Origin of the sequence: Burkholderia sp. AU27893, assembly GCF_002223205.1 — a bacterium.
Taxonomy (GTDB): domain Bacteria; phylum Pseudomonadota; class Gammaproteobacteria; order Burkholderiales; family Burkholderiaceae; genus Burkholderia.
On sequence record NZ_NKFD01000001.1, the window covers coordinates 1,607,852 to 1,631,005 of the forward strand.

The 23,154-nt window shown below is 63.2% G+C and carries 34 protein-coding genes; 29 read left to right on the forward strand and 5 right to left on the reverse strand.

The window, feature by feature from the left end:
- Positions 1 to 6: 6 nt before the first annotated feature.
- From CFB47_RS41680 to CFB47_RS07705, 3 genes are all read right to left on the reverse strand, one after another.
- Positions 7 to 135, reverse strand: coding sequence for a hypothetical protein (locus tag CFB47_RS41680; protein WP_256946662.1), 129 nt, complete (start codon positions 133 to 135; stop codon positions 7 to 9).
- A 112-nt stretch (positions 136 to 247) separates the two neighbouring features.
- Positions 248 to 379: a hypothetical protein gene (locus CFB47_RS41685; protein WP_256946663.1), complete on the reverse strand. Its 132-nt coding sequence runs from the start codon at positions 377 to 379 to the stop codon at positions 248 to 250.
- Between the two features lie 118 nt (positions 380 to 497).
- A complete protein-coding gene (locus CFB47_RS07705; protein ID WP_089460838.1) occupies positions 498 to 1,304 on the reverse strand; it encodes a helix-turn-helix transcriptional regulator in 807 nt (268 codons plus the stop codon).
- Positions 1,305 to 1,415: 111 nt separating this feature from the next.
- On the opposite strand from CFB47_RS07705, the gene CFB47_RS07710 reads away from it, so the two are divergent.
- Positions 1,416 to 1,637: a Cro/Cl family transcriptional regulator gene (locus CFB47_RS07710; protein WP_089460839.1), complete on the forward strand. Its 222-nt coding sequence runs from the start codon at positions 1,416 to 1,418 to the stop codon at positions 1,635 to 1,637.
- Between the two features lie 31 nt (positions 1,638 to 1,668).
- Here the strand turns inward: CFB47_RS07710 and CFB47_RS40290 are convergent, their stop codons facing one another.
- Positions 1,669 to 1,851 (reverse strand): hypothetical protein, encoded by a 183-nt coding sequence (locus CFB47_RS40290; protein ID WP_105749865.1) that lies wholly within the window; start codon positions 1,849 to 1,851, stop codon positions 1,669 to 1,671.
- A gap of 83 nt (positions 1,852 to 1,934) precedes the next feature.
- Between CFB47_RS40290 and CFB47_RS07715 the strand changes: the two genes are divergently transcribed.
- From CFB47_RS07715 to CFB47_RS07735, 5 genes are all read left to right on the forward strand, one after another.
- Complete coding sequence (locus tag CFB47_RS07715) at positions 1,935 to 2,621, forward strand: HNH endonuclease (protein ID WP_179258925.1); 687 nt, start codon at positions 1,935 to 1,937, stop codon at positions 2,619 to 2,621.
- Positions 2,618 to 2,878 (forward strand): hypothetical protein, encoded by a 261-nt coding sequence (locus CFB47_RS07720; RefSeq protein ID WP_089460840.1) that lies wholly within the window; start codon positions 2,618 to 2,620, stop codon positions 2,876 to 2,878. The genes CFB47_RS07715 and CFB47_RS07720 overlap by 4 nt, the downstream gene beginning before the upstream one ends.
- A gap of 8 nt (positions 2,879 to 2,886) precedes the next feature.
- Positions 2,887 to 5,112 (forward strand): VapE domain-containing protein, encoded by a 2,226-nt coding sequence (locus CFB47_RS07725; RefSeq protein WP_089460841.1) that lies wholly within the window; start codon positions 2,887 to 2,889, stop codon positions 5,110 to 5,112.
- Between the two features lie 380 nt (positions 5,113 to 5,492).
- Positions 5,493 to 5,858 carry a hypothetical protein gene (locus CFB47_RS07730; RefSeq protein ID WP_089460842.1) on the forward strand — a complete coding sequence of 122 codons (366 nt, stop codon included), beginning with the start codon at positions 5,493 to 5,495 and terminating at the stop codon, positions 5,856 to 5,858.
- Between the two features lie 536 nt (positions 5,859 to 6,394).
- A complete protein-coding gene (locus CFB47_RS07735) occupies positions 6,395 to 6,634 on the forward strand; it encodes a hypothetical protein (RefSeq protein WP_089460843.1) in 240 nt (79 codons plus the stop codon).
- Positions 6,635 to 6,714: 80 nt separating this feature from the next.
- Here CFB47_RS07735 and CFB47_RS07740 read toward each other — a convergent pair whose 3' ends face one another.
- Complete coding sequence (locus CFB47_RS07740; RefSeq protein ID WP_089460844.1) at positions 6,715 to 7,275, reverse strand: hypothetical protein; 561 nt, start codon at positions 7,273 to 7,275, stop codon at positions 6,715 to 6,717.
- A 14-nt stretch (positions 7,276 to 7,289) separates the two neighbouring features.
- Between CFB47_RS07740 and CFB47_RS40295 the strand changes: the two genes are divergently transcribed.
- The 23 genes from CFB47_RS40295 (at position 7,290) to CFB47_RS07835 (ending at position 23,116) form a co-directional block, all read left to right on the forward strand.
- Positions 7,290 to 7,514 carry a hypothetical protein gene (locus CFB47_RS40295; protein ID WP_143330817.1) on the forward strand — a complete coding sequence of 75 codons (225 nt, stop codon included), beginning with the start codon at positions 7,290 to 7,292 and terminating at the stop codon, positions 7,512 to 7,514.
- A complete protein-coding gene (locus CFB47_RS07745; protein WP_089460845.1) occupies positions 7,507 to 8,091 on the forward strand; it encodes a hypothetical protein in 585 nt (194 codons plus the stop codon). The genes CFB47_RS40295 and CFB47_RS07745 overlap by 8 nt, the downstream gene beginning before the upstream one ends.
- A gap of 8 nt (positions 8,092 to 8,099) precedes the next feature.
- Complete coding sequence (locus tag CFB47_RS41125; RefSeq protein ID WP_179258926.1) at positions 8,100 to 8,264, forward strand: hypothetical protein; 165 nt, start codon at positions 8,100 to 8,102, stop codon at positions 8,262 to 8,264.
- A 2-nt stretch (positions 8,265 to 8,266) separates the two neighbouring features.
- A complete protein-coding gene (locus tag CFB47_RS41130; RefSeq protein WP_179258927.1) occupies positions 8,267 to 8,407 on the forward strand; it encodes a hypothetical protein in 141 nt (46 codons plus the stop codon).
- A gap of 9 nt (positions 8,408 to 8,416) precedes the next feature.
- A complete protein-coding gene (locus CFB47_RS41135; protein WP_179258928.1) occupies positions 8,417 to 8,572 on the forward strand; it encodes a hypothetical protein in 156 nt (51 codons plus the stop codon).
- 147 nt (positions 8,573 to 8,719) lie between these two features.
- Positions 8,720 to 10,255, forward strand: coding sequence for a phage terminase large subunit (gene terL / locus CFB47_RS07750; RefSeq protein WP_089460846.1), 1,536 nt, complete (start codon positions 8,720 to 8,722; stop codon positions 10,253 to 10,255).
- A gap of 1 nt (position 10,256) precedes the next feature.
- Entirely contained in the window at positions 10,257 to 12,401 is a 2,145-nt protein-coding gene (locus CFB47_RS07755; protein ID WP_089460847.1) for a hypothetical protein, read from the forward strand.
- A complete protein-coding gene (locus CFB47_RS07760; RefSeq protein ID WP_089460848.1) occupies positions 12,316 to 12,573 on the forward strand; it encodes a hypothetical protein in 258 nt (85 codons plus the stop codon). The genes CFB47_RS07755 and CFB47_RS07760 overlap by 86 nt, the downstream gene beginning before the upstream one ends.
- Positions 12,570 to 12,896, forward strand: coding sequence for a hypothetical protein (locus CFB47_RS07765; RefSeq protein WP_089460849.1), 327 nt, complete (start codon positions 12,570 to 12,572; stop codon positions 12,894 to 12,896). Before CFB47_RS07760 ends, CFB47_RS07765 begins: the two co-directional genes overlap by 4 nt.
- On the forward strand, positions 12,886 to 13,773 hold the full coding sequence (locus CFB47_RS07770) for a hypothetical protein (protein WP_089460850.1): 888 nt from the start codon (positions 12,886 to 12,888) through the stop codon (positions 13,771 to 13,773). Before CFB47_RS07765 ends, CFB47_RS07770 begins: the two co-directional genes overlap by 11 nt.
- Positions 13,773 to 14,369, forward strand: coding sequence for a hypothetical protein (locus CFB47_RS07775; RefSeq protein ID WP_143330818.1), 597 nt, complete (start codon positions 13,773 to 13,775; stop codon positions 14,367 to 14,369). The genes CFB47_RS07770 and CFB47_RS07775 overlap by 1 nt, the downstream gene beginning before the upstream one ends.
- 20 nt (positions 14,370 to 14,389) lie before the next feature.
- Complete coding sequence (locus tag CFB47_RS07780; RefSeq protein ID WP_143330819.1) at positions 14,390 to 15,016, forward strand: hypothetical protein; 627 nt, start codon at positions 14,390 to 14,392, stop codon at positions 15,014 to 15,016.
- Positions 15,017 to 15,043: 27 nt separating this feature from the next.
- Positions 15,044 to 15,958, forward strand: coding sequence for a hypothetical protein (locus tag CFB47_RS07785; RefSeq protein WP_089460853.1), 915 nt, complete (start codon positions 15,044 to 15,046; stop codon positions 15,956 to 15,958).
- Between the two features lie 55 nt (positions 15,959 to 16,013).
- Positions 16,014 to 16,199 (forward strand): hypothetical protein, encoded by a 186-nt coding sequence (locus CFB47_RS07790; RefSeq protein ID WP_089460854.1) that lies wholly within the window; start codon positions 16,014 to 16,016, stop codon positions 16,197 to 16,199.
- Between the two features lie 12 nt (positions 16,200 to 16,211).
- Entirely contained in the window at positions 16,212 to 16,988 is a 777-nt protein-coding gene (locus tag CFB47_RS07795) for a hypothetical protein (RefSeq protein ID WP_143330820.1), read from the forward strand.
- A gap of 1 nt (position 16,989) precedes the next feature.
- Positions 16,990 to 17,415: a hypothetical protein gene (locus CFB47_RS07800; protein ID WP_089460856.1), complete on the forward strand. Its 426-nt coding sequence runs from the start codon at positions 16,990 to 16,992 to the stop codon at positions 17,413 to 17,415.
- Between the two features lie 10 nt (positions 17,416 to 17,425).
- The gene (locus CFB47_RS07805) at positions 17,426 to 17,725 is read left to right on the forward strand and encodes a hypothetical protein (RefSeq protein ID WP_089460857.1); all 300 of its coding nucleotides are present in this window, start codon (positions 17,426 to 17,428) and stop codon (positions 17,723 to 17,725) included.
- Positions 17,726 to 18,004: a hypothetical protein gene (locus CFB47_RS07810; RefSeq protein WP_089460858.1), complete on the forward strand. Its 279-nt coding sequence runs from the start codon at positions 17,726 to 17,728 to the stop codon at positions 18,002 to 18,004. It begins immediately after the preceding gene.
- Positions 18,001 to 19,413, forward strand: coding sequence for a hypothetical protein (locus CFB47_RS07815; protein WP_105749866.1), 1,413 nt, complete (start codon positions 18,001 to 18,003; stop codon positions 19,411 to 19,413). Before CFB47_RS07810 ends, CFB47_RS07815 begins: the two co-directional genes overlap by 4 nt.
- 1 nt (position 19,414) lies before the next feature.
- Positions 19,415 to 20,272 (forward strand): hypothetical protein, encoded by an 858-nt coding sequence (locus tag CFB47_RS07820; protein ID WP_089460860.1) that lies wholly within the window; start codon positions 19,415 to 19,417, stop codon positions 20,270 to 20,272.
- Positions 20,272 to 20,985: a hypothetical protein gene (locus CFB47_RS07825; RefSeq protein WP_089460861.1), complete on the forward strand. Its 714-nt coding sequence runs from the start codon at positions 20,272 to 20,274 to the stop codon at positions 20,983 to 20,985. The genes CFB47_RS07820 and CFB47_RS07825 overlap by 1 nt, the downstream gene beginning before the upstream one ends.
- On the forward strand, positions 20,985 to 22,658 hold the full coding sequence (locus CFB47_RS07830) for a hypothetical protein (RefSeq protein ID WP_089460862.1): 1,674 nt from the start codon (positions 20,985 to 20,987) through the stop codon (positions 22,656 to 22,658). Before CFB47_RS07825 ends, CFB47_RS07830 begins: the two co-directional genes overlap by 1 nt.
- Positions 22,655 to 23,116: a hypothetical protein gene (locus CFB47_RS07835; RefSeq protein WP_089460863.1), complete on the forward strand. Its 462-nt coding sequence runs from the start codon at positions 22,655 to 22,657 to the stop codon at positions 23,114 to 23,116. Before CFB47_RS07830 ends, CFB47_RS07835 begins: the two co-directional genes overlap by 4 nt.
- Positions 23,117 to 23,154 lie beyond the last annotated feature (38 nt).

Here is a 23,154-nt window from a genome sequence, read left to right on the forward strand (position 1 = left end):
TCATGGTCAGCACCAGACGATGTCGGCGTACTCGATGGTCTCGAAACGCTCATGGATGCGATGGCCCGTCGACGTGACGTAGTCAACACAGTGGACGACGCCGTATTGGAAGTCGTGGTAGGTGTGTTGGCGCATGATCACTCCTCGTTCGCGTGCAGGCCGCGCATCGCGAGCAGCACGACAGCGGTCAGCACGCAGAGCGTCGTGCCGACGCCAGCGAGGAAGCCGTACATGAAGTGGGTGGTGATCATGCCGCGCTCCCGAGCAGTTCGAGAGCGATGCAGATGGCGTCGCACGGATTGCCGGCGATCACGGTGATCTTGCCGGCGGTGCAGCGGACGCTATACAGGCGTCCGGGGAGGATGGGGGTTGCGCTCATTGGCTGGTCTCCGCCTGCGTTATGCAGGTGAAACGCATAATACGTAGCTGCATTATGCAAAGCAATGCGCTAACGCATAATTTGAGGCGCAAAAAAGCCCGCGTAAAGCGGGCCTGAATCACTCAGCTAGGTCATCTCCTAGGTCTAGGAAATCCGGATCGATGAGATCCAGACCCAGCTCAATGTCTTCGATCAACGGAGCAGCGAGGGCTGGCTCCTGAAAAACAAGATGAATGCCGTGCAGTGTCGCTTGTCGTTGGAGGGCGGTCAGGATTCTTTTCGCTGACGGGTCCGCACCAACATCGGCAACTATCTCACCCGTCTTGCGATCCTCGAAATGAACCAGCACGTAGTACTGGCGAGAAGCGTGTGAGTCCCGTGTAAGAAGACGAAGTGTCGACAGGTTCCACAATCGTCGGGTCAACAACGGAAACATCGGAATACTCTGTTGAACATTGTGAGAATCAACAGTAAGCCTGGATAGGTCTACGGCCAACGTATCTGATAGGTAATCGACACGCGTGGGCCTCCCACACAAGTCTATCCGTTGGTTTAAGTGAACCGAAAGTTCGGGCCTCAGCCCCTCGATTTCAGGCAATGGCAGGAACGGGTGCTGACCTGGCCGCCTAACTGGGGCGGCGATAAATGAGGAAAGAGCCTGAGCGGAATCGATGCTGGCGAAGGGCTGTCCGTCGCCAGACCCCGCAGCATCGCGAGCCTGCAGGTCCTCGTTAAGTAGATCGTGAAGCGACACGCCGAAATACTTCGCCAACGGCTCTATCGTGTCGAGACGGGGCTGCTTGGTCGTTCCGCGCAACGCACGTTGGATCGTTGACTGCGGCACATTGGTCTTCTGCGACAACGCGTTTGGGTTCGTGTCGGCCTTCGCGATGAGGTACGCGAGATTGAGCTGGAGTCGGTTCATACGCAAATAATACGGCAGCGCATAATACGTTGCAAGGGCTTACCCGAATATTGCATTGCTATGCGATATCGCATAGGATGGTTTCGACACTGTTATGCGCCGGAGCCAGCAATGCATCAGATCCCCGCCGTCTATTCCCAGACCCCCGAACAACTCGTTCGCAGCCTGATGAAGGCGGGCTGGTCGCAGCTCAAAATCGCCGCGACGATTGAGACGACGCAACCGACCGTCTGCCGTATCTTGAACGGTCAGCACAAAGACCCGCGCTACAGCCTGGTCGAGCGTCTGCGCCGCGCAGTCATCGAACTGAACGAATTCCAGTCGGTGGCGTGATGCGCCTGCGTCGAACCGTCGGAACTGCACATTACCCGCGGTCGCCGCCCGCTGTTCGCAGAGCCGCGGCGATGATCTTGGCGTGCAGACTGAGCGCCTTGATCAACAGTTCGGTGTCTTTTGATCGAGCGTGATCCGCCAGCGACTCTAAATCGCTTATCAAGGCCCACATCGGCGGTTCGGCCGTCCGTTGGGTTCCATCTTCGAAATTCATACCTACCTCCTTTCATGTCGTCGATGCGCAATCTTGCCATGGGCGGGGGGTAGTTTTTCGCTTAAACGCAAGGAGAACCCGCAATGGGCGCACTCCACATGTGGACTGACGAGGAAGTCGAATATCTGCGTCAGCACTACCCCTATCAGCGATCCGACGATGTTGCAGCAGCGCTCGGCATTCCATTGCGTCTGGTGTACAGCAAAGCACACCGGCTCGATTTGAAGAAGTCCTCGGCCTTCCTCGAATCCGATGCGAGCGGCCGGTTGAAGCACGGCACGTCGATTTCACCTGAAACGCGGTTCAAACCCGGACACCAGACCTGGAACAAGGGGAAGAAGGGCGCCACTGGCCACCACCCGAACTGTCGCGCCACCCAGTTCAGGAAAGGCGATCGCAACGGGATCGCTGCGTCGCGCTATCAGCCGATTGGAACCGAGCGAATCAACAGCGAAGGCTATCTCGAACGGAAGGTCAATGATGACAACCCGGCACAACGGCGCTGGGTCACGGTCCATCGGCTCGTTTGGCAATCCGCATACGGATCGATCCCGAAAGGCTATGTCGTCTGTTTTCTTCCGGGACGGCGTACCGCTGTCGCTGCGGAGATCGTCCCCGAGATTCTCGAACTCGTTCACCGCGCTGATCTTGCGCGGCGCAATCACTGGTCCAACCAGCATCCTGAGCTTGGCAAGCTCGTACAACTGAAAGGTGCGATCACGCGCCAAGTCAACCGTATCGCCCGTGAGGCAAAGGAGAAGCAATCATGAGCACGAACAACATCACAACCGTTCGGCAACATCTGCTCGACACCTTGGCGGATCTCCGTGATCGGCAAAATCCGATGGACGTTGATCGTGCGCGGGCAGTCGCGGATGTCGCCCGTGTTCTCGTCGATTCGGCCAAAGTTGAGGTCGACTTCATCAAGGCATCCGGCGCAGCCGGTTCGGAGTTTCTGCAGCCGGCCGATGAGACGCCGCAGTTACCTAACGGTATCACCGGTATCCATCGCCATACGATGAAGTAGGAGGCGGTTTGGACGCCCATCAAGTTGAGGACCGCTGCGGCGCGACTCCGGCCGACTGGCTGCACTTCGATCTCGTACTCGGCCTCGGGCTCGACCTGCTGCCGGTCGTCTCCAACACCGCGGCCGAGGTCTCGCCCGACAGCAAGCTGCGCGATCTCGGCAAGACGCCGAGCCGGTACAACGCTGCGCGCCAGGTCGTTGGCATCGCCGGCTGGACGGGCTACGCGGCGAGCGACGACGAGCTCGCGCGCTGGGCCGATGAGCCGGACTATGGCATCTGCATCCAGACGCGCGCGGCGCGCGCGCTGGACATCGACGTGCCGGACGATGCGGCCGCGCGCGCGATCACCGACTTCATCGCGCTCTGGCTCGGCTACGACCTGCCGACGCGGTTCCGCGCGAACTCGGGCAAGGTGCTGCTGGCTTTCCACATGCCGGGTGGATTCGCGAAGCGCAAGCTCGTCGTCGAGGGCGGGGTGATCGAGTTCCTCGCGACCGGCCAGCAGTTCGTCGCGGCCGGCCTGCATCCCAGCGGCGCGCGGTACGAGTGGCGCGGCGGCCTGCCGGCCGCGCTGCCCGAGCTGAGCGTCGACGAGTTCGAGGCGCTCTGGTCGGCGCTGGCCGCGCAGTTCGCGGTCGAGCCGGTGGCGCAGGGCGACGCGCTCGCGCCGCGGCAGCGCGGGCCCAGCGTCGCGACACCGGATCCGGTTGCCGACTGGCTGCGGAGCGAGGGGCTCGTGCTCGGCGAGGACCGCGACGGCGCGCTGCAGCTGGCGTGCCCGTGGCAGCACGAGCACACGACGGGCGAGGCCGGTGACGGATCGACGGTCTGGTTCCCGGCGGGCACGAACGGCTACGACCGCGGGCACTTCAAATGCCTGCACGGGCACTGCACCGGGCGCGGCGACGGCGAGTTCCTTGAGGCGGTCGGCTACGCCGAGACTGCGGCCGAGGAGTTCGACGTCGTCGTGGCGCCTGCCGGGAGCGCGGCGGAGCACGAGCGGCCGCGCTACGTGCGGGACAAGCAGGGCAAGATCGAGGCGACCCTGGACAACGCGGCGAAGGCGGTGCGCGATCCGTACGAGATCGGCTTCGACATCCGCTACGACACGTTCCGCGCCGAGATGATGCTGGCCGAGCGCGGGACGGGCGGCTGGCGCGCATTCGAGGACCAGGATGTCTCCGCGATCCGCATCCAGATGGAGCGGTGCGGGTTCAAGCGCCTGAGCAAGGAGCTCGCGCGCGACGCGATCGCGCTGATCGCCAAGGAGAACCGGTTCGACACGGCGATCACGTGGCTCGAGACGCTCCGGCACGACGGCGCGCCGCGCATCGATACGTTCCTGCGCGACTACCTCGGCGCGGCCGACACGCCATACACCCGGGCCGTCAGCCGGTACCTCTGGACGGCGCTCGCAGGCCGCGTGCTGGAGCCCGGGTGCGAGGCGCCCATGGTGCCCGTGCTGATCGGCGGGCAGGGCGTCGGCAAGACGCGCAGCGTGAAGGCGATCAGCCCGGCGCGCGAGTTCTTCTCCGAGATGAACCTCGCCGACCGTGACGCGGACACCAGCCGACAGATGCGCGGCAAGCTGGTGATCGAACTGGGCGAGCTGCGCGGCCTGCACTCGCGCGACGCCGAGGCGATCAAGGCGTTCATCAGCCGGACGGATGAGAGCTGGATTCCGAAGTACGAGGAGTTCGGCACGACGTTCCCGCGCCGCTCCGTGTTCATCGGCACCTCCAACCAGCTGCAGTTCCTCGACGATGACACCGGCGAGCGCCGGTGGCTGCCGGTGGAGGTAGGGCAGTGCGACGCCGACGCGGTCGCGCGCGACCGGCTGCAGCTCTGGGCGGAGGCGCGTGACGCATTCATCGTCGAGGGCATCGCCTGGCAGGACGCCGAGCGGCTGGCGCGCGAGGTGCACGGCAGGCACAAGATTCAGGACGAGTGGACGCAGCTCATTAGCGACTGGCTCGATGCCCCGCAGGACTTCGCAGAGAGCGGCGAGACGAATGCAACGTGCGATTTTTTGCGCATTTGTGACGTGGCGCGCGGTGCGTTGAAGATCGAAGCACGCTCGTTAGGAAGGCGCGAAGAAATGCGAATTGGTAAATGTCTGCGTGCTTTGGGTTACGAGCGGGTATCGAAGTGGATTGAGAAGCGTAGTGCTTGGGTGTGGGCGCGTATCTCCTCACCACCTCCTCACCACCTCTCACTACCTCTCACCACCTAGGTAGTGAGGCGTAGAGGCTTGAGCGGCGGTACTTTCCGTGATTCCTCACTACCTCTCCACTGATTTAGTAACTAATAACAGGTGCGATAAAAGGTCGTATTTGGAGAAACAGAGGAAATAGGTAGTGAGGGGTGGTGAGGTTGGAGAGGGTTGTGAGTCCGCAGTTTTTCGCAGGTTGGTGCGTTCGAGGTTAGACGCAATTTTTTACATGTTCGTTCAGGAGTGCAAAATGAAAACTGGAATTTCCCCCGCCCTCTACGCCCGGCTTCAACGCGAAGCGCGTGCGCTGGGGCTAACTGTCGAGGCGCTCGTCGAGCGCTCCTTGCTTGCGCTGGCCGACGAGATCGACGCCCAGCGCCATCCGGTACGCGAGGTGAGCCATGGCCAAGGGCGACCTGCGCAAGGCCGCTGACGAGTTCTGCGCGGCGCTGGAAGCCCGCGCACTGCTCGTCGCGATCGAATGGGCTGGGAGCGCCTCTGCGCTCGCCAGGAGCATCGGCGAGTCGCACCACAACGGAACGAAATGGGCGCAGCGCGGCCGGATCCCGGTGCGCGCGGCCATCAAGCTGGCGAAGCTGCCGGGCTTCCCGCTGACGGTGGGCGACATGCGCCCGGGCGATGACCTGCGGCGGTACAAGCTTCAGGAGTGTCCGCGATGCGGGCGTCGCTCGAGGTATTGGGTGAGTGGAGGTGGGTCTCTCGCTATGTTAAACGACCATTTAAAAGAGCCCTGCGAGAAGGGCTGATTTCGGGCCGCGCGGCGTGCTTTTCGTCAGACGATTAGGCCGCCTCGCGCACCCATTTTCGACTGCGATTTGCCTGTTGCTGCATTGCACAAATGCTGATAACTCCCCCTCTGAATCGCGAAACGCACGTACCTCATTGATTTTGTTGAGTTGGTGCGGCGCACAATCATTTGACATAATGGACATGATCGCATTCCGGTCGCGTGTGCCGCCGGTTTCATCCCGCATTGCGGGATTTCGTAAGGTTTGTAATTGTTTCCCGACCGGGAGGGGGTAAATCGCGGCGTAAGGTAACGGTTACTACCCTGTTTCCGACGCGCGCTCAGGCTCAAAGGGACCTGCAAAGGGCATACGCGCAATATTTTACGCGTTCAGCCCAATCCGCAGCGCGCAGTGTCCAACGATCCGCCCGCGAGATTCATCCCTAGGAAAAACGGCGACGCGCGTGCTAGATTTTCCTCGTGAGAGTGAATGCGCAGGCTGATGCGCTACGAGGGCGTCACGGACCCACGAGCCCCTGTAATCGACATGAGTCCATGCCGGAGATCAGCACCGGTCACTCTCACATACTTGGGGATGAAATGGCATCTGTCATCATATTTTGGTCGACGTGGTACATCGTCGGGCTGATTTACTGGCTGGTGGTTGCCTGCGACGGCCAAACAATCACTGTTGGGGACGTAATTTTTGCGTTGGTTATCGCAATTGCGTCACCGGTATTTCTAGCGGCCCACCTCGGCATTTTTCTTTTCAAAATTCGCATCAGAAAAAGATAAGCCCCTTTCGGGGCTTTCTCGTTTTTTGGCTGCGATCTCGCCCCGCCGAAGCGGGGCCGACACCGACGCGCAACGCGCGATCAGAGCTTCGCGGCTAGCGCCTCCTTCAAACCCGCCAGCTTCACCAGGCCGAGGCTGATCGACACGTCGACGAGCTCGGTCTCGACGTGCGACAGGATCGCGTGCACGACGCCGACCACTTCGGCCGGCAGTTGCTCGAGGAGGTCGAGCGTCGAGTGCGGCGCCTCGTCGGCCGGCGGCGCGTCACTTTGGGCGGCCGCGGTGTCGGAGTCGGGCGAGGCAGGGCTCGCAGACGAGGCCGTATCGCTTGCGGCAGCGCCGTCCGCAGGCGGCGCAGCGTCTTCCCCCAGCGCGACCGCCTCGGCTGCCATGTCGGGCGTGTCGACGGGCCGCACGAACTGCGCGGCGTCGACCGGCTCACCAGGGCCAGCCGCGGGGATCGTCTCGGGTGCCGCCGGCGTCGAGGGGAGGGAATCCGTCGCGCCGCCAGTCGAGACAGCATCGGCAGCAGTAGGCGAAGAGGCCAGCGTCGAGGGCGCCGCCGCATCGGCGGCAACTGCGTTTCCCGCGTCGGGCGCGATCGGGGAGGCGGAGGTATCGGGGGTCAAGAGGTCGGACATTGTGGGCTCCTGGGGTGAACGCCGCGCACGGCGGCAAGGAAAGTGCGGTACGCGTCGCCAACGGTTTCGCCGGTGCCGACAACCGCGAACTGCGTGTGCTCGCAATGCCAGAGGCCGTCGTGCAGACGGAAGTGGCAGTGCGAGATGTCTTTGGGCTGATCCATGAAAAATCGAAAGCTTGGGTTTGGGGTACGCGTGTGCTTATGATGTTTCGCAATCCTAAGAAAGTCCATGAATAAACCACGCAACGCCATCGCAGGTCAGCCGATCGATACCGAGCCCGACGAGGAACGGCGCGACGCGTTCGTCGCCGCGTACTTCGAGACCGGCAAGCAGAACGAGTCCGCCGCGATCGCGGGCGTACATCGGATCACGGCGCAGAAGTGGGTGAAGGCCGCGTGGTTCGAGAAGGCAATTCGGCAGTTGCGCCGGGACCGCGACAAGGGGCTCGATGCGCGCATCACGAAGATCCTCGATCGGTCGCTTGAACAGCTCGAGGAACGGATCGAGCACGGCGACCGAAAGGTGATCGTGGTCGGCCGCGGCGAGCACGCGCGCACCGAGGTGGAGAACGTGCCCGTGCCCGCGCGCGACCTCGCGATCATCACCGGCGTGCTCTTCGACAAGCGCGCGGCGCTGCGCAAGGCGCCCGAGGAGGACGAGAACCCGGAGATGTCGGCGCTGGAGCGCATCGCGGACAAGCTGCGCGAGGCGGCGATCCAGCAGAAGGCGATGCGCAACGACGAGGCAGTCGACGTCGATGCGCACGAGGTGGTCGGCGGCGCGCCGGCCGATGACGTGTCGGACCTGGTGTGAGGTTTGGGATGAACGGCTACGAATTCATGGACGCCCACCCGATCTTGACGGTTCTGCTCGCGCTCATCGCGACGCAGATCGTTTCGCGCTTGTACCGCGTGGTCATGGTTTCGACGCGCGGCTGGCCGCCGGCGCACCTTGACGCCGACGGGGATTGGAAAAATGAGGACTGACCATGCCCGCTAACTCCCGAGCCCACAAGCAGCAGAAGCGCGCCGCCGGCAACGCGCCGATGAAGCGCGCAACGCCGACCGAGAAGGGCGACGCGGCACCCCCGAAGCGGCCGGCGCGTAAGCGCACGCCGCGCGAGCGCTAGGAGGTCGCCATGCCGATGAAATCGAAGGCGCAGAACCGTGCCATGCACGCGGCGGCCGAGGGCCGCTCGAAGATCGGCATCCCGAAAAAGGTCGGGAAGGAGTTCGTGCGGGCGGAGCACGGCAAGTCTACGAAGAAGCTGCCGGAGCGCAAGGGCCGGAAATGAGGCTTTCGTGCCAGCACCCCCGACTCGGCAAGCCGCACCTCGCGATGGTGTGCGGCCGCTGGATCGTCGTGTTCGATTCGGTCTGCTCGCGCTCGGATTCTGATCTGGCGCGCGCGTGGGCGCTCGGCCGGAACCTCGGGGCCTGACATGCCGCAGCTCGCGCGCTCACCGACTCAGACCGTCCGCGTCACGCGGCCGAACCTGAAGCCTGCGCGCACGAAGCTCGACGCCGCGCTGATCGAGGGCTTCCAGAAGGTCTATCTGTTCGACAAATTCGACTCGCCGGCGCCGACCGCGGCTTTCCACCGGACGATGTGGGACGAGGCGGCGAACGACGACAACATGTACTGCGCCTGGGCGGCGCCGCGCGGACATTCGAAGAGCACGTCGATCACGCTGACGTTTGCGCTGGCCGCGATCGTGTTCCGGATGCGCGATCACATCATGATCGTGTCCGACTCCGAGACGCAGGCGGTGCACCAGCTCAAGGAGATCAAGACCGAGTTCTATGAGAACGAGGATCTCTGCGCTGACTTCCGCGTGAAGCAGTTGCTGAAGGACACTGAAACGGAGCTGATCATCGAATTCGCTGACGGGCACCTGGTGCGCGTCATCGCGAAGGGCTCCGAGCAGCGTTTGCGCGGCCTGAAGTGGCGCGGCAAGCGACCGAACCTGATCCTCGGCGACGACCTTGAATTCGACGAGATCGTGACGAACCCGGAGCGCCTGAAAAAATTCAAGGGCTGGTTCTTCAAGCAGCTCTTGCCGGCCGGGTCAAAGGACTGCCTGATCCGTATCGTCGGCACGATCCTCGCGTTCAACTCGTTGCTCGCCGAGCTGATGGACGACCCGGGCTGGGTCACGCACCTCTGGGCCGCGCACGAGGCATTCGACGACTTCACGAACATCCTCTGGCCGGAAGCATGGACGGAGGAGCGGCTGCGCGCGGTGCGCCAGACGTTCGTCAACCAGGGACAGGCCGACGCGTATTCGCAGGAGTATCTGAACCGGCCGATCGCCGAGGGCAATGCCTTCTTCGAGCGTGAGCACCTGCTCGACCTGCCGGACGAGTGCTACCGGGACTGGGAACTGGCGCCGGGGCGCCGGCTGGTCAACTTCTACGCGTCCGTCGATCTCGCGGTGTCGACCCGGCAGTCGGCCGACCGCTCCGTTATCAGCGTCGCGACGCTCGACGCCGCGCAATACCTCGACATCGTCGACTGCCGCAAGGGCCGGTGGGATCCGAAAACGCTGGTCGACCACATTTTTGCCGTGCAGGAGGAGTACGAGCCCGTGCTCTGGTTCGTCGAGTCCGGCGCCATCCTGAAAGCGCTCGGCCCGTATCTGAACGAGGAGATGGCGCGCAGGAACACGTTCCTTTCGCTGCACCTGATGGTGCCGGGCAAGGACAAGGTAACGCGGGCCCGCTCGATCCAGGCGCGGATGAAGGCCGGCCGCGTGCGCTTCGACAAGGGCGCGGACTGGTATGACGACGTCGAACAGGAACTGCTGCAGTTCCCTCGCGGCGCGCACGACGACATCGTCGACACGCTCAGCCAGCTCGGTCTCGCGCTCGACGAGGTGATTGCGCCGCCGACCGAGGACGAGCTCGAGGAGCAGGAATACGCCGAGGAGCTGGCCGAGGCGAACCAGAGCGGCCGCAACCGCACAACCGGATACTGAGATGCAGATCGCACACCCCGTCAAGTTCGAGACGATCGTCGGATCGAACAATCTCGTCGAGCATATGCACGAGGACGACGTCGCGCTCGTCGGCGAGACCGTTCGCCGCCAGTACGACGCTGACAAACAGAGCCGGTCGCAGTGGGAGGACCGGTACGCCGAGGCCGAGAAGCGCGTGATGCAACTGGCCGAGGAGAAGACGTGGCCGTGGCCGAAGGCGTCGAACATCAAGTTCCCGCTGATCACGATCGCCACGCTCCAGTATCACGCCCGCGCCTACCCGGCGCTGGTGCCGAGCGGCTACCCGGTGAAGTGCCGTGTGATCGGTGACGACCCGGATGGGAAGAAGGCGCAGCGCGCGAAGCGCGTGTCGGAGCACATGAGCTTCCAGGTCATGGAAGAGGACGCCCAGTGGGAGGACTCGACCGACAAGGCGCTGATCGTCCAGGCGATCATGGGCTGCGCGTTCAAGAAGACGTATAACAGCTCCAGCCGGCGCTGCGTTGTGTCCGAGCTCGTGATGCCGAAGGACCTCGTCGTCAACTACTGGGCGAAGTCGCTCGAAACCGCGCCGCGCATCACGCACGTGATCGGCCTGTCGCGCGATGAAATCGAAGAGCGCGTGCGCCGCGGGCTGTTCGCGCGCGTCGCGTCGCCGTCGGCACCGGACGACGCGTCCGATGAGGAGACGCCGCGCAGCATGCCAGCGTCAAGCGTGATCACCGAGGCCGAGAACGAGATTTCCGGCATCCAGCCGCCCGCCGCGGATGACGACATGCCGATCATGTTGCTCGAGCAGCACTGCTGGATCGACCTGGACGGCGACGGAATGCGCGAGCCGTACATCGCGTCGGTCCGTGCGGACGACAGCACGCTATATCGGCTCGTCGCGCGCTTCGAGGAGGATCGAGTCGAACGCAACGAGGCCGGCGAAATCGTGCGCATCGAACCGGAGCAGTATTTTTCGAAGCTCGAATTCATCCCTGCGCCGGACGGCTCGATCTACGGCATGGGCTTCGGCATGCTGCTCGGCGCGGTGAACGACGCCGTCGACACGGCGATGAACCAGATGTTCGACGCCGGCACGATGTCGAACCTCGGCGGCGGCTTCCTCGCGCGCGGCATCCGCCTGAAGGGCACCGGCGAGTACAGCTTCAAGCCACAGGAGTGGAAGCGGACCGACTCGACGGCCGAGGACCTGCACAAGGGCATCTACCCGCTGCCGGTGCGCGAGCCGTCGGGCGTCCTGTTCCAGTTGCTGAACCTGCTGATCGAGTGGGGCGCGCGCATCGGCATGGCGACCGACGCAGCGACCGGCGAGAACCCCGGGCAGAACCAGAAGGTCGGGACGACGGAGGCCGTCATCGAGCAGGGCGAGAAGGTCTTCAACGGCATCTACAAACGCACGTACCGCGCGATGAAGCGCGAGTTCCGCCTGATCTACCGCCTGAACTACCTCGCGAAGCCGCTATCGGGCCGCTTCGACTACGCCGATGACACCGGCAACGGCGGGTACGCGCTCTGGGAAGACTATTTCGAGTCCAACAAATCCGTGCTGCCCAGCGCGGACCCCACGATCGCGTCGCGCGAGAAGCTCGTGCAGCGGAACATGACGATCCGCCAGCTGGCCGGCTCCATGCCGGGGTACAACCGGTACGCGGTCGAGCGCCGGCTGCTCGAAAGCATGGAAGTGCCGAACATCGACGAGATTTTTCCGAAACCCGGCACGCCGGGCGCGCAGCAGCCGTCGCCGCCGCCGAACGTCATGGTCGCGCAGATCAAGGCGAGCGTCGAGAAGGCCAAGATCGAGGCCGCCGACCGCCGTCACCAGCTCGAGCTGATGGAAAACGCACGCCTGAATCAGGCCAAGATCATGCAGCTCGAGGCGCAGGCGCTGAAGCTGCGCACGGAAGCCGGCGTCGCCGAGAACGGCCAGATCCTCGCCCTGATGGATCAGGAACTGCGCGCCGCCAAGCAATTCCAGGATCAACTGACCGGGGCCATCGCCGGTTATTCGCAGATTTTCGACCAGATGGCGCAAACGCAACCAGGAGCAAGCAATGGGAACACCCCTCAGCAGGGAGCAGTGGGAGGCATGGCAAACCCAGCCGGAAACGCTGGCGTTCAAGGCGTACCTCAAGGCTGAAATCGCGCTCGCGAAGGATGGCTGGGCGGCCGGCGAGCTGACCGCAGGCCGTAACGCGCAGGACATCGCCGTCGCGAACCTCGCCGCGGTCGAGAACGTCCGGTTCGCGCAGCGGATCATCGACCTCGAGTACGACGACGTCGTGCGCACCACCGAGGAGGCCGTGTCGTGAAGAACACATCGGGATTCCAACCGCTGGGGCACCGCCTGCTCGTCAAGCCGGACTCGGTCGAGAGGCAGACGCCGAGCGGCATCGTGCTGCCGGAGGAAACGACCGGCCGCGACGAGATGGCGCAGGTGAAGGGTACGGTCGTCGCTGTCGGCGATGGCTGCTGGAAGGACACGACCGTCGGTGACTGGTGCAAGCCGGGCGACCGTATCGTGTTCGGTAAATACTCCGGCCTGGTATGGGCCGGCCACGATGGCGCCAAGTACCGGATCCTGAACGATCTGGATGTGGTCGGCCTCGAAACGGAGGTGGAAAATGCAGGTTGACGAGCAAGTCGACGATCAGAACGTTGACACCCAAGATATTCAGGACTACCGTTCAACTGCGACGGACCCCGGCGACGACACGACGGCGGGCGACGTAGAGGAGCAGGCGCGAGCGCTGGGCTGGGTACCCGAAGAGGAGTACACCGGACGGGCCCCGTGGTCGGACGCCGAGTTGTTCCTCGAGAATCACTCGAAGCACAACGGCCAGCTGCGCAAGGCGCTGGACCGTCAGGCGAAAGAGCTCGACGCTCTGAAAAAGCAGATGCAGGGTATGGATGCCGCTCACAAGCGCATCTTCGACCTGCAGATCAAAAAGCAGAAGGAAGAGTTCGATCAGCAGATCGCCTTCTTGAAGGCGCAGAAGCGCGAAGCGATCCGAGCCGGCGAGCATGACCAGGCGGCGGAGATCGACGAGCAGATCGACACGCTCCGCGAGCGCGGCCCGGACCTCCCGGAAGCCCCCGAAAGCACTGCATCGAAACCCAGCACTCCGCAGCAGGACTGGCGCAAGAACCCCGTGCTCGTCGAATGGGCCGAGCGTAATCCGTGGTTCGAGCGCGACGAGGATCTGTCGGCGTACGCCGGCGGGATGGGGCAGCAGATCCGGCAGCAGAACCCGAACATGCCGTTCCCCGAACTCCTCGAGGAAGTCTCGCGCCGCGTGAAGCGCGCATTTCCGCACAAGTTCACCCGTCGCGGTAGCCCGGTCGAGGAAACGACGCCTGGTGCGACGTCGGGATCGGCGGGCAAGGGCACGTATGCCTCGCTGCCGAAGGACGCGCGAGAGATGTGCGACGAGGCTGTCGCGGAAGGCGGGATCACCCGCCAGCAATGGGTCGAGCTGTACTACGGGTACGAAGAACGGAGGAAACGCTGATGCGCGCTCGTGAACGATTGGACGCCCTGGCCGCCACGGCGGATGCGAAGGGCTCGACGGAGGCGGCCGACCTGGTCGCGCAGGAAGTGTCGCGCGAAGTGCGCGCGACCCGCGAACAGGCCGACCGGAACGTGAATGAGGTGCGCGCGCGGCAGCGCGGCGTGTTCAACGGCACGAACAAGAAACTGGACGTGCTGACGGAGATCCCGGGCTTTCACCTGCACTGGATCAACGACACGCCGGGCCGCCTGCAGCGCGCCGTGTCGGGCGGCTACGAGTTCGTCAAGAAGGACGAGGTCGAGCTGACCGAAAGCAACAAGGTCGTCGAGCGCAATTCGGATATTGGCGACAAAATCCGCGCGATCGTCGGCACGACGGACCGGAACGAACCGTTGTACGCCTACCTGATGAAGATCCGCCAGGAGTGGTACGACGAGGACCAGAACGATGCGATGACGAAGGTCAAGCAGACGGAGGCCGACATGGTTCGTCAAGGCGGCATGAACGCTGATCGGATCGGCGAGAAATACTTGCCGGACAACCGCCGATCGGCACTGGTGCGACGCGAAGGCGAATTCACGCGCACCGTGACGTGATCTGAACAGGGAGAGAAGCAATGGCGAACGTGGTTGCCCCGATGGGCTTTGTTCCGGTGCGCGGCATCAACACGTACCAAGGTCAGACCAACATCTACTACATCCCGTCGAGCGATGCGAACCAGTACTCGATTGGCGACGCGGTGAAGTCGGTGGTCGGCGCCGACACCGCGAACGGATTTCCGTGCGTGACGAAGTCGACGGGCGCCGCGTCCGAATATCAGCGCGGCGTAATCGTCGGCGTCCTGCCGGTTCCCGCTGTCGGCACGCCGTCGCTGATCGGCACGCCGCTCGCGCTGGAGAACATCGGCATTCCGGCGACGAAGACGCAGGGCTACTACGTCGAGGTCGCCGACGACCCGAACCAGCTCTTCGAGCTGCAGGATGACGGCCTGTCGGCACTCACCGCGACGGCCGCGAGCAAGAACGCCGGCTTCACGCCGACGAATCCGACCTCGCCGCTCGCGATCTCGGCCACCGTGCTGACGACGTCGACGGTCGCGACCACGGCCACGCTCCCGCTCAAGATGATGGGGCTGTCCCAGCGCCCGGCGCCGGGCGGCGGCAATTCGCTGGGCGCGAATGCGCGCTGGATCGTGAAGTTCAACCTGCACGAGCTCGCGGGCTCGGGCGTGGCTGGCGCGTAACAACTCAGGCTATCAGGGAGAAAAGAGATGGCAGGTGTGATCACCACCGGCAATTTGCCGAAACTGCTCTGGCCGGGGTTGTTTGCGACCTTCGGCCGTGGCTACAACGAGACCGCGCAGGAATGGAAGCCGCTGGTCGAGGTCTTCAGCTCGAAGAAGGCGTACGAAGAGATCGTCCAGGTCGTCGGTTACGGCGCCGCGCCGGCGAAGCCGGAAGGCACGCCGACGATGTACGACAGCGAATGGCAGGGCTTCATCACGCGCTTCATCCATATCGCGTATGGCCTCGGCTACATCGTGACGCAGGAAGAAATCGACGACAACCTGTATCCGCAGGTCGCGTCGGAACGTGCTGAAGCGCTCGGCTTCTCGTTCCGCCAGACGAAGGAAACGATCGTCGGCAACTTCTACAACACGATGTTCACGCGCAACGGCTCGGACGGCGTGCCCGTGATCAGCGCCTCGCACCCGCTGCAAGGCGGCGGCACCGGCACGAACACCCTGACGGTGGCGGCCGACCTGTCGGAAGCCGCGCTCGAGGATCTGAGCATCCAGATGTGGCTGACCACGGACGACCGCGGCAACCGCATTTCGCTGATGCCGCGCTCGCTGCACGTGCATCCGTCGGAAATGTTCAACGCGCAGCGCATCCTGAAGTCGACGTTTCAAAGCGGTAGCGCGAACAACGACATCAACGCGCTGAAGTACCTGAACATGTTCCCGGAAGGCGTGAAGATGAACCGCTACTTCACGGCGCCGCACGCGTTCTTCATCCGCACGAACATCATGGCCAAGCAAGGCCCGATTCTGTTCGAGCGGAACAAGATCAAGTACGCGGACGACGGCGATTTCGATTCGGGGAACATCAAGTACAAGGCGTACGAGCGCTACTCGGTCGGTATGGCCGACTGGCGCGGCGTGTTCGGCTCGAACGGCCCGTAATCGACGCTGACCGGGCAACGGGGCCTCGCGCCCCGTTGCCTTAGTGAGGACCCAGATGAACAAGAAATCCCGTTCCGGCGTGCTCTCGAAAACCGATCACAAGTCGAAAGCGCGCGTGCCCGTGAAGGGCTCGGCGTCGATGAGTGGTCCGGAGAAGCTGCTCAGCGTGTCGAAGCCGGCGCGCGGCGTCGCGCGTAGCACGACGAGTGCGCGCGTGAAGCACCGGAAAACGATGTACTGATAGGAGCGCTTCATGAGCGTCATTGCATCCCCGCCGCCCACCGCGTTGCCCGCTGGCCTGAGCACGGATCAAACGTTCCAGCCGCTGCATGCGTGCGGCGTGCCGAACCCGTTTTTCTATCACCAGTTCTTCGACGACTTCGACGGACGCGTACCCGCGGCCGCGTACACGGTGAGCGGCACCGGAGCGGCGCTTGCGAACGCCGCCGGCGACGGCGGCGTGGCGACGCTCTCGACGGGCGCGGCCGCCAGCGACATCGCGCAGATCCAGACCACGGCGAGCTTTACCGTGAATTCGACGCCGAAGAAGGTGTTCTGCGAAGCGCGCGTGTCGTCGGCCGCAGCAGTATCGACCGATGCATGGGTGCTGGGCCTGACGAACGTCAACACGACGCCGTTCTCCGGCGGCATCACCGACGGCATCTGGTTCAGCAAGGCTGCCGGCTCGAGCCAGATCGTGCTGAATGTAGCGTCGGGCGGTACGGTCGCATCGGTCAATCTGCCAACCGCGGCCTATACGCTGGCAAACGCGACGCCGCTCGATCTCGCCTTCGAGGTGTCCCGGACCGGTAACGTACGCGCTTACATCGACAAGCAACTGGTCGGCTACGTGCCGCAGTCGCTTCTGGGCACGTCGAACGGTCCGCAGAATGTGGGCGCTGTCGCTGCGCTGACGAGCCCGGCTTTGCCGACTGCCAATCTCGCGCTCACGGCGGCAATTAACACTGGCACGAACGCGGCGGGCACGTCGATGACGCTCGACTTCATCGGCGCGTTCAAGGAGCGTTGATATGCCCGCAACCGTCAGTACTCGGGTACTCGAGGACGGCCCGCGCAACGCCGTGCTGCTGGTGCAAGGCGATAACGGTGGCGCGGGCGGTGGCGATCTCGCATACCAGAAACTGATCCTGCCGTCCGCTCTCGGCTATATCGACCAGGCGCGAAATCAGCGCGCGGCGCAGCTGCGCGTCGACTCGATCGAGTGGGATATTCAGGCCGAAGTGCAGATGCAGGTTCTGCTGTACTGGGACGCGACGACGCCGCAGCAGTTCTACGACTGCATCGGTCGCGCGAACAAGTACTTCCGGGACTTCGGCGGCCTGTACGTGCCCTCGGGCCTTACCGGCGCCACGGGCGGTATCGGCATCGCGACGAAAGGAGCGAGCACGACGGTCGACAACGGCTACACGCTGCTGCTGCGCCTGGTGAAGCAGTAAGGAGGCGGCGATGGGCCGCGCGGATTTCTGGAAGCGAGGGCAGTGGAAGGCGATCTGCGACGTCTGCGGGCAGGCCTACCACTCGAACCAGTTGAAGGAGCGGTGGGACGGCCTGATGTGTTGCCCGCAGGATTGGAACCCGCGGCAGCCGCAGGATTTCGTGCGTGGCGTCATCGATCGGCAGTACGTGCCCTGGTCGCGTCCTGATGTGCAGCCGCCGTTCGTGCCCACTATCAGTGAGATTCTGCTCGACACGAACGGATGCCCGATCCTCGATCTTTTCGGCACCCCCATCTTGGCGACTTCCTAGATGAAACAAGGCAGCTACCCGATCGGTAACCGCTCGCTTCAGCCTACTGACACGCTGACCGGCGTCGTCGCGGGCGCGACGGCGGATGTGCCGCTATCGCTGCTTACGCAGTACATCAACGAAAACTTTTTCCCCGCTCTGGTGGGCTCGGTGCGACCGGCCGCGCCAGCTCTCGGACAACTATTCATTGACCTCACGCTGGGCCCATACGGACAGCTCATTTATTGCGCGCAGGTCGTACCGACCGTGTGGTGCAACACGGCAGGAGTTCAAGTATGAAACGAATCTTTGCGGGCGTCGCGGCGCTGCTGGTATCGCTGATCGCGCTCGGCCAGACGTATCAAGTCCAAAACCTCCAAGTCAACGGCTCCGCGACAATCCCGGCAGGAGCGATCAACGGCACGACGATCGGTAGCAGCGCACCGAGCAGCGGTGCGTTTACGACGCTTAATGCGTCTGGTCTATCGAGTCTCAATAGCGTCGCCATTTCTACCAACGGGGCGTCAGGGCCGGTGACCGATTTGACTGGGTCGAGCGTCAATGGGGTCTACGGGAACGGTGCCGGGTCGAACCTGAGCTTCTACCCGACCGTCGGTTTTAACGCTGGTGACCATCAACGCGCGCAGGGATTGTACCGATTCACCACCGCACAGGACGCGACGATCTCCGAGACGGGGATTTCGATCAATGCGACCATGAATACCGGTTTCGCAGCAGCGTGGGCGCAGAGCACCGCCTACGCTACGGGCGCGCTGATCGACAACGCGGGAAACGTATACAAGGCGACGACTGGCGGCACTTCGGCGAGTAGCGGCTCTGGTCCGAGCGGCACCGGCTCCGCAATCACGGATGGCTCTGTTACCTGGGCGTACCAGTGCGTGAATCAGTGCAACGCGAAAATGCCGTTTTTCGTGTCTGCCGTGGCCGGACCCGGAGCTGGAAAGGTATGGGCTGGGGATGTTGATCTCGTACTGAATTCCGGCTGGGCCGGCGGCTTCGCGCCGGCGTTCGAAATCGACATGACGAACAACTCGGGAAGCAATTGCGCGACCTGTCAAAACTTGTTCATCTCGGGCGACGCAGGCACCAACACGATTCAAGCAGGCATTTCAGTCTATACGCCCAGTGCGACGACTTACCAATGGGTGAATGGGTATCAGGTCACTGGTTCGAAGTCCGTCCAGAATGCCAGCTACTACGATGCCGCAGCGGGCACCTACTCGTATCAGGACACCGGCGCGCACACGTATGGGCTCTACCTCAACGGGGTATATGGTACGGGCGCGCTCTGGAGTAATCAGTCACTCACGATGCAGTACGACCACGCACGCCTGAATCTCTTTCCGGCGAGCACATGCAACCAGTGGCGCTTGATCTCGAACGTCACCAGTTCGGCCGATGGCTCGATCGTGCTGCAGCACTCGACAGATTGCTTCGCGTCGAATTTCACGAATGCCGTCGTCGGCAACACAGACGGATCCGTGCAGGTTGGTAAGGGCGTGCAGGTTTCGAACACGACCTACGCGGCTCTGCCGACCTGCAATACGGGCACGGCAGGGTACATCGCGCACATCACGGACGCGTCGGCCGCGATTACGGCATGGCACCAACAGGTCACGGCCGGCGGCGGTACGAACGGCGCATTCGTCACGTGCAACGGTTCTACCTGGAACGCGTTCAGCTACTGAAATGACGCTCCTCTACGCCAACAACGCCGCAGGGACTCTCGCCGCAGGCATCAGCTCCGCAGCGACATCGCTCGCGCTGAACGCAGGGCAGGCCGGACTCTTTCCCGCGCCGGTTGCGCCGGACTCGTTCTACGCGACAATCACCGACGCGGCCACACGGACGATCATCGAGATCGTGCTCGTGACACAGGTCGCAGGCAACGTATTCACGATTCAGCGCGGCCAGGACGGAACGAGCGCGCGCGCGTGGTCGGCCGGCGACATCGTCTCGCAACGGACGGTTGCGGCCGAGTTGCGACAGTTCAACGGGGTCGTGCCGATCGGCGGGATCATCCTTTGGTCCGGAGCAGCGAATAACATCCCGGAAAACTGGGCGCTCTGTAATGGTTCGAACGGCACGCCGAACCTCGAAGATAAATTTGTCGTCGGCGCCGGCAACAGTTATACGGTCGGCGCCACCGGTGGCGCGACAACGGCGACGCTGTCGGTCGCCAATTTGCCCCCGCACAATCACGGCATCACGGACACCGGGCACTCGCACGGTGTTTCGCAATCCGCACACAGCCACGGACTGAACGACCCCGGCCACTCCCACTACACAGCGATCAACAACGCGGCTAACGGTTTCGGCGGCGCGTCGGGCCCGACGGTCACGACGCTCTCAGGCACCGGTGTCGCGGGCTCTGCAACACCGCCGACTTCCGTGAGCGGTACGGGTATGTCCGTTCAGGGAGCGAACGCGAACGTGAGCATCAACGCTGCTGGAACCGGCATTACGATCCAGAATACCGGGTCCGGCACTGCGTTCTCTACGTTGCCGCCGTACTACGCCCTCTGCTACATCATGCGGGTGGCGTGATGACGACCTACACCTACTCGATCCAGCGCGACACGCTCATCCAGGCAGCATTCCGCCTGATGGGCACTTTCAACGATGACGCACCCCCGCCGCAGTCGGACATCACGAATGCCGCGCAGGCGTTGAACTTGATGATTAAGCAGTGGATGACGCGCGACTATCCGCTGTGGTGTGTAACTGACGTACCGTTCACCGTGCAACAGGGCGTCACCAGCTACCAGCTCGGGCCGACGTCGACAAACGCGCAGTTGCAGGCCTTCCGGCCGCTGCGGATCCCAATGGCGCGCTTGCAATACGCCAACACGAACCCGGCGCTTGAAGTGCCGCTCGTGAAGCTGTCGCGGCAGGAATACGACCTGATGGGGAACAAGACGGCGCAGGGCACGCCGAACTCGTTCTACTACGACCCGCAACTCGGCAACGGGGTGCTTTACCTGTTCCTGACGCCGGACAGCAACCCGAACGTGTGCATCCTGACGTGCCAGCGGCCGATCGCGGACGTGATCAACAGCACCGACAACTTCGACTTCCCGATCGAGTGGCAGAACGCGCTGAAATACGGGCTGGCGAACGAGTTGCTGACGGAATACTTCGTGCCGGAGCGCGTCGCGAACCGGATCGAGCGCCGCGCGGAGCAGTACCTGAACGACATGCTCGATTGGGATCAGGAAGAAGCGCCGATGTACCTGCAGCCTGATATGCGGAGGATGTGATGGCAGAGGTGCCGCGCATCCAGCTCGCGAATACCATCTCGTCGCGCGATTCGACGCTGCTGAAGGACGCGCTGCTCTGGAACTACGGCGCGTCGAAGAACACGGACGGCCGGATCTTCGCGATCCCCCGGTTCGGCGTCCAGCTCGCGAGCGCGATCCCTGCGATGGCGGCGGGCGCGGCGCTGGGCTTCTTCGCGTTCGGCACGCACCTGCTCGCGATCGTGGGCAGCACGTTCTACGTCGACGGTATTTCGCAGGGGACGGTCGATTCGACCAGCCCATACCAGTTCACGCTGACCGGTGCGGGCGGGACTGCGGTGTTCCTGAAGAACAACGCGAAGGCCTACACCTGGAACGGCACGACGTTGGCGCAGGTCACGGACGCGAACTACCCGGCGGTGACGGCTCCGGGCGTCGCCTACATGGATGGCTACGTGTTCGTCGAGGATCCGGCCGGGAATATCTGGAACAGCAACCTGAACACCCCGGCGACGTGGAACGCGCTGAATTCGATTGTGGCGAGCAGCTCGGCCGACCCGGGGGCGGCTATCTCGCGGCTATACAACTACGTGATCGGCTTCGGCCAGTTCAGCATCGGTTTTTTTCAGGACGCTGGCAATACGCCGCCCGGCAGCCCGCTGTTGCCGAACCTCTCCGCCGCCGCGAACGTCGGCTGCGCGTGCGGTGCTTCAGTCGTTGCGACGGAAAACACGATCTTCTGGATCGGCCAGACGCACCAGAAGGGCCGCAGCGTCTACATCATGAACGGTCTGGTCCCGACGCCCATCTCGGACGAGCGAGTCGATCGCGTGCTTAACGCCGATCCGCTGACCAACGTCTTTGCATACTTCATCAAGACGAACGGGCACGCCTACTACGTGCTGACGCTCACGGTCAGCAACGTCACGCTCGTCTACGACGTGACGATGGGGCTCTGGAGCCGCTGGTCGTCGACCGCGCTCAGCTCGCAGTCGATGAATGCGGTGGTTTCATACCTGAACGGGACGACGGTCACGCTGGTGATTCCGAACCACGGCCTGACGGCCGGGGCGGTCATCAACGTGTCGAGCCCCAATACTTCGCAATCCTTTCTAGGTACGTTCGTTCCGTCTATAATCGACGCGAACACGATCAGCTATACGGTCGGCCAGCCGATGGTGGGCGGGATCAACACCGACACCATCAACACGACGGACATCAACGCGGATACCGTGCTGAACTCTGCCGCCGGCCTCGGGCAACTGATCGTGACGCCGTACGTGCAGAACGTTTTCGCGCAGGTGATGTATGCCTACGCGAACAACACCGACTACCTGCTTGGGAAGTCGGACGGCAGGGTGTACAGCATGCTGGAGAGTGTGTCGAGCGATAACGGCACCTTCATCTACGGCCTGCTGCGTACGAACGCGGGGGACTTCGGGTCCGACAACACGAAATTCTGCCAACGCATTGAAGTCATCGGCGACAAGGTCGCTGACACCGCGTACGTCGGATACTCCGATGACGACTTCAATACCTGGAGCGCATTCCGTCCTGTCAATCTGGGAGCCGCACGAGCAATGCTGCGGCGAGCGGGAGCGTTCCGGCGTCGAGCCTTCGCTTTGCTCTATATCGGTGGTTTCCAGGTGCGGTTTTACCAACTGGAACTCGGTATAGAGGAAGGCGATCAGTGACGACCGACCAGCTCACCTTCGCAGTCGAGCCCTACGCGCAGGCGATCGACGAGATGCGCTTGCTGTATCCGGCGCACTGGGCCGAGATCGCCCTCAACAAGGACGTGATCAAGCTCGACCCCGACTACGAGCGCTACGACGCGCTCGACCGCGCCGGCATGGTGCACGTCGCCACTGCGCGCGCTGACGGGCAGCTGGTCGGCTATCACATCTTCATCCTGATGACGCATCTGCACTATCGGCAGAGCTACACCGCGACCAGCGACATCACCTACCTTCGCCCGCAACACCGCCGAGGCTTCAATGGCGTGCGCTTTCTGCGCTTCGCATTCGACAGCCTGAAGCCGCTCGGCGTGCAGCGGGTCTATACCAACTGCAAGATGCACCACGACTTCGGTCGGGTGCTCGAGCGGCTCGGCTTCGTTGAGGCCGAGCGCATCTACACGAAGGTGATCTGATGGGCGGGATCGTCGGAGCAGTCGCCGGGCCGGTCATC

Excerpts from the sequence above, each read along its gene's own strand:
- CFB47_RS41680 (WP_256946662.1), bottom strand. The coding sequence starts at position 135 with ATGCGCCAACACACCTACCACGACTTCCAATACGGCGTCGTCCACTGT.
- CFB47_RS41685 (WP_256946663.1), bottom strand. The coding sequence starts at position 379 with ATGAGCGCAACCCCCATCCTCCCCGGACGCCTGTATAGCGTCCGCTGC.
- CFB47_RS07705 (WP_089460838.1), bottom strand. The coding sequence starts at position 1,304 with ATGAACCGACTCCAGCTCAATCTCGCGTACCTCATCGCGAAGGCCGAC.
- CFB47_RS07710 (WP_089460839.1), top strand. The coding sequence starts at position 1,416 with ATGCATCAGATCCCCGCCGTCTATTCCCAGACCCCCGAACAACTCGTT.
- CFB47_RS40290 (WP_105749865.1), bottom strand. The coding sequence starts at position 1,851 with ATGAATTTCGAAGATGGAACCCAACGGACGGCCGAACCGCCGATGTGG.
- CFB47_RS07715 (WP_179258925.1), top strand. The coding sequence starts at position 1,935 with ATGGGCGCACTCCACATGTGGACTGACGAGGAAGTCGAATATCTGCGT.
- CFB47_RS07720 (WP_089460840.1), top strand. The coding sequence starts at position 2,618 with ATGAGCACGAACAACATCACAACCGTTCGGCAACATCTGCTCGACACC.
- CFB47_RS07730 (WP_089460842.1), top strand. The coding sequence starts at position 5,493 with ATGGCCAAGGGCGACCTGCGCAAGGCCGCTGACGAGTTCTGCGCGGCG.
- CFB47_RS07735 (WP_089460843.1), top strand. The coding sequence starts at position 6,395 with ATGCCGGAGATCAGCACCGGTCACTCTCACATACTTGGGGATGAAATG.
- CFB47_RS07740 (WP_089460844.1), bottom strand. The coding sequence starts at position 7,275 with ATGTCCGACCTCTTGACCCCCGATACCTCCGCCTCCCCGATCGCGCCC.
- CFB47_RS07745 (WP_089460845.1), top strand. The coding sequence starts at position 7,507 with ATGAATAAACCACGCAACGCCATCGCAGGTCAGCCGATCGATACCGAG.
- CFB47_RS41125 (WP_179258926.1), top strand. The coding sequence starts at position 8,100 with ATGAACGGCTACGAATTCATGGACGCCCACCCGATCTTGACGGTTCTG.
- CFB47_RS41130 (WP_179258927.1), top strand. The coding sequence starts at position 8,267 with ATGCCCGCTAACTCCCGAGCCCACAAGCAGCAGAAGCGCGCCGCCGGC.
- CFB47_RS41135 (WP_179258928.1), top strand. The coding sequence starts at position 8,417 with ATGCCGATGAAATCGAAGGCGCAGAACCGTGCCATGCACGCGGCGGCC.
- terL (WP_089460846.1), top strand. The coding sequence starts at position 8,720 with ATGCCGCAGCTCGCGCGCTCACCGACTCAGACCGTCCGCGTCACGCGG.
- CFB47_RS07755 (WP_089460847.1), top strand. The coding sequence starts at position 10,257 with ATGCAGATCGCACACCCCGTCAAGTTCGAGACGATCGTCGGATCGAAC.
- CFB47_RS07760 (WP_089460848.1), top strand. The coding sequence starts at position 12,316 with ATGGGAACACCCCTCAGCAGGGAGCAGTGGGAGGCATGGCAAACCCAG.
- CFB47_RS07770 (WP_089460850.1), top strand. The coding sequence starts at position 12,886 with ATGCAGGTTGACGAGCAAGTCGACGATCAGAACGTTGACACCCAAGAT.
- CFB47_RS07775 (WP_143330818.1), top strand. The coding sequence starts at position 13,773 with ATGCGCGCTCGTGAACGATTGGACGCCCTGGCCGCCACGGCGGATGCG.
- CFB47_RS07780 (WP_143330819.1), top strand. The coding sequence starts at position 14,390 with ATGGCGAACGTGGTTGCCCCGATGGGCTTTGTTCCGGTGCGCGGCATC.
- CFB47_RS07785 (WP_089460853.1), top strand. The coding sequence starts at position 15,044 with ATGGCAGGTGTGATCACCACCGGCAATTTGCCGAAACTGCTCTGGCCG.
- CFB47_RS07790 (WP_089460854.1), top strand. The coding sequence starts at position 16,014 with ATGAACAAGAAATCCCGTTCCGGCGTGCTCTCGAAAACCGATCACAAG.
- CFB47_RS07795 (WP_143330820.1), top strand. The coding sequence starts at position 16,212 with ATGAGCGTCATTGCATCCCCGCCGCCCACCGCGTTGCCCGCTGGCCTG.
- CFB47_RS07800 (WP_089460856.1), top strand. The coding sequence starts at position 16,990 with ATGCCCGCAACCGTCAGTACTCGGGTACTCGAGGACGGCCCGCGCAAC.
- CFB47_RS07805 (WP_089460857.1), top strand. The coding sequence starts at position 17,426 with ATGGGCCGCGCGGATTTCTGGAAGCGAGGGCAGTGGAAGGCGATCTGC.
- CFB47_RS07810 (WP_089460858.1), top strand. The coding sequence starts at position 17,726 with ATGAAACAAGGCAGCTACCCGATCGGTAACCGCTCGCTTCAGCCTACT.
- CFB47_RS07815 (WP_105749866.1), top strand. The coding sequence starts at position 18,001 with ATGAAACGAATCTTTGCGGGCGTCGCGGCGCTGCTGGTATCGCTGATC.
- CFB47_RS07820 (WP_089460860.1), top strand. The coding sequence starts at position 19,415 with ATGACGCTCCTCTACGCCAACAACGCCGCAGGGACTCTCGCCGCAGGC.
- CFB47_RS07825 (WP_089460861.1), top strand. The coding sequence starts at position 20,272 with ATGACGACCTACACCTACTCGATCCAGCGCGACACGCTCATCCAGGCA.
- CFB47_RS07830 (WP_089460862.1), top strand. The coding sequence starts at position 20,985 with ATGGCAGAGGTGCCGCGCATCCAGCTCGCGAATACCATCTCGTCGCGC.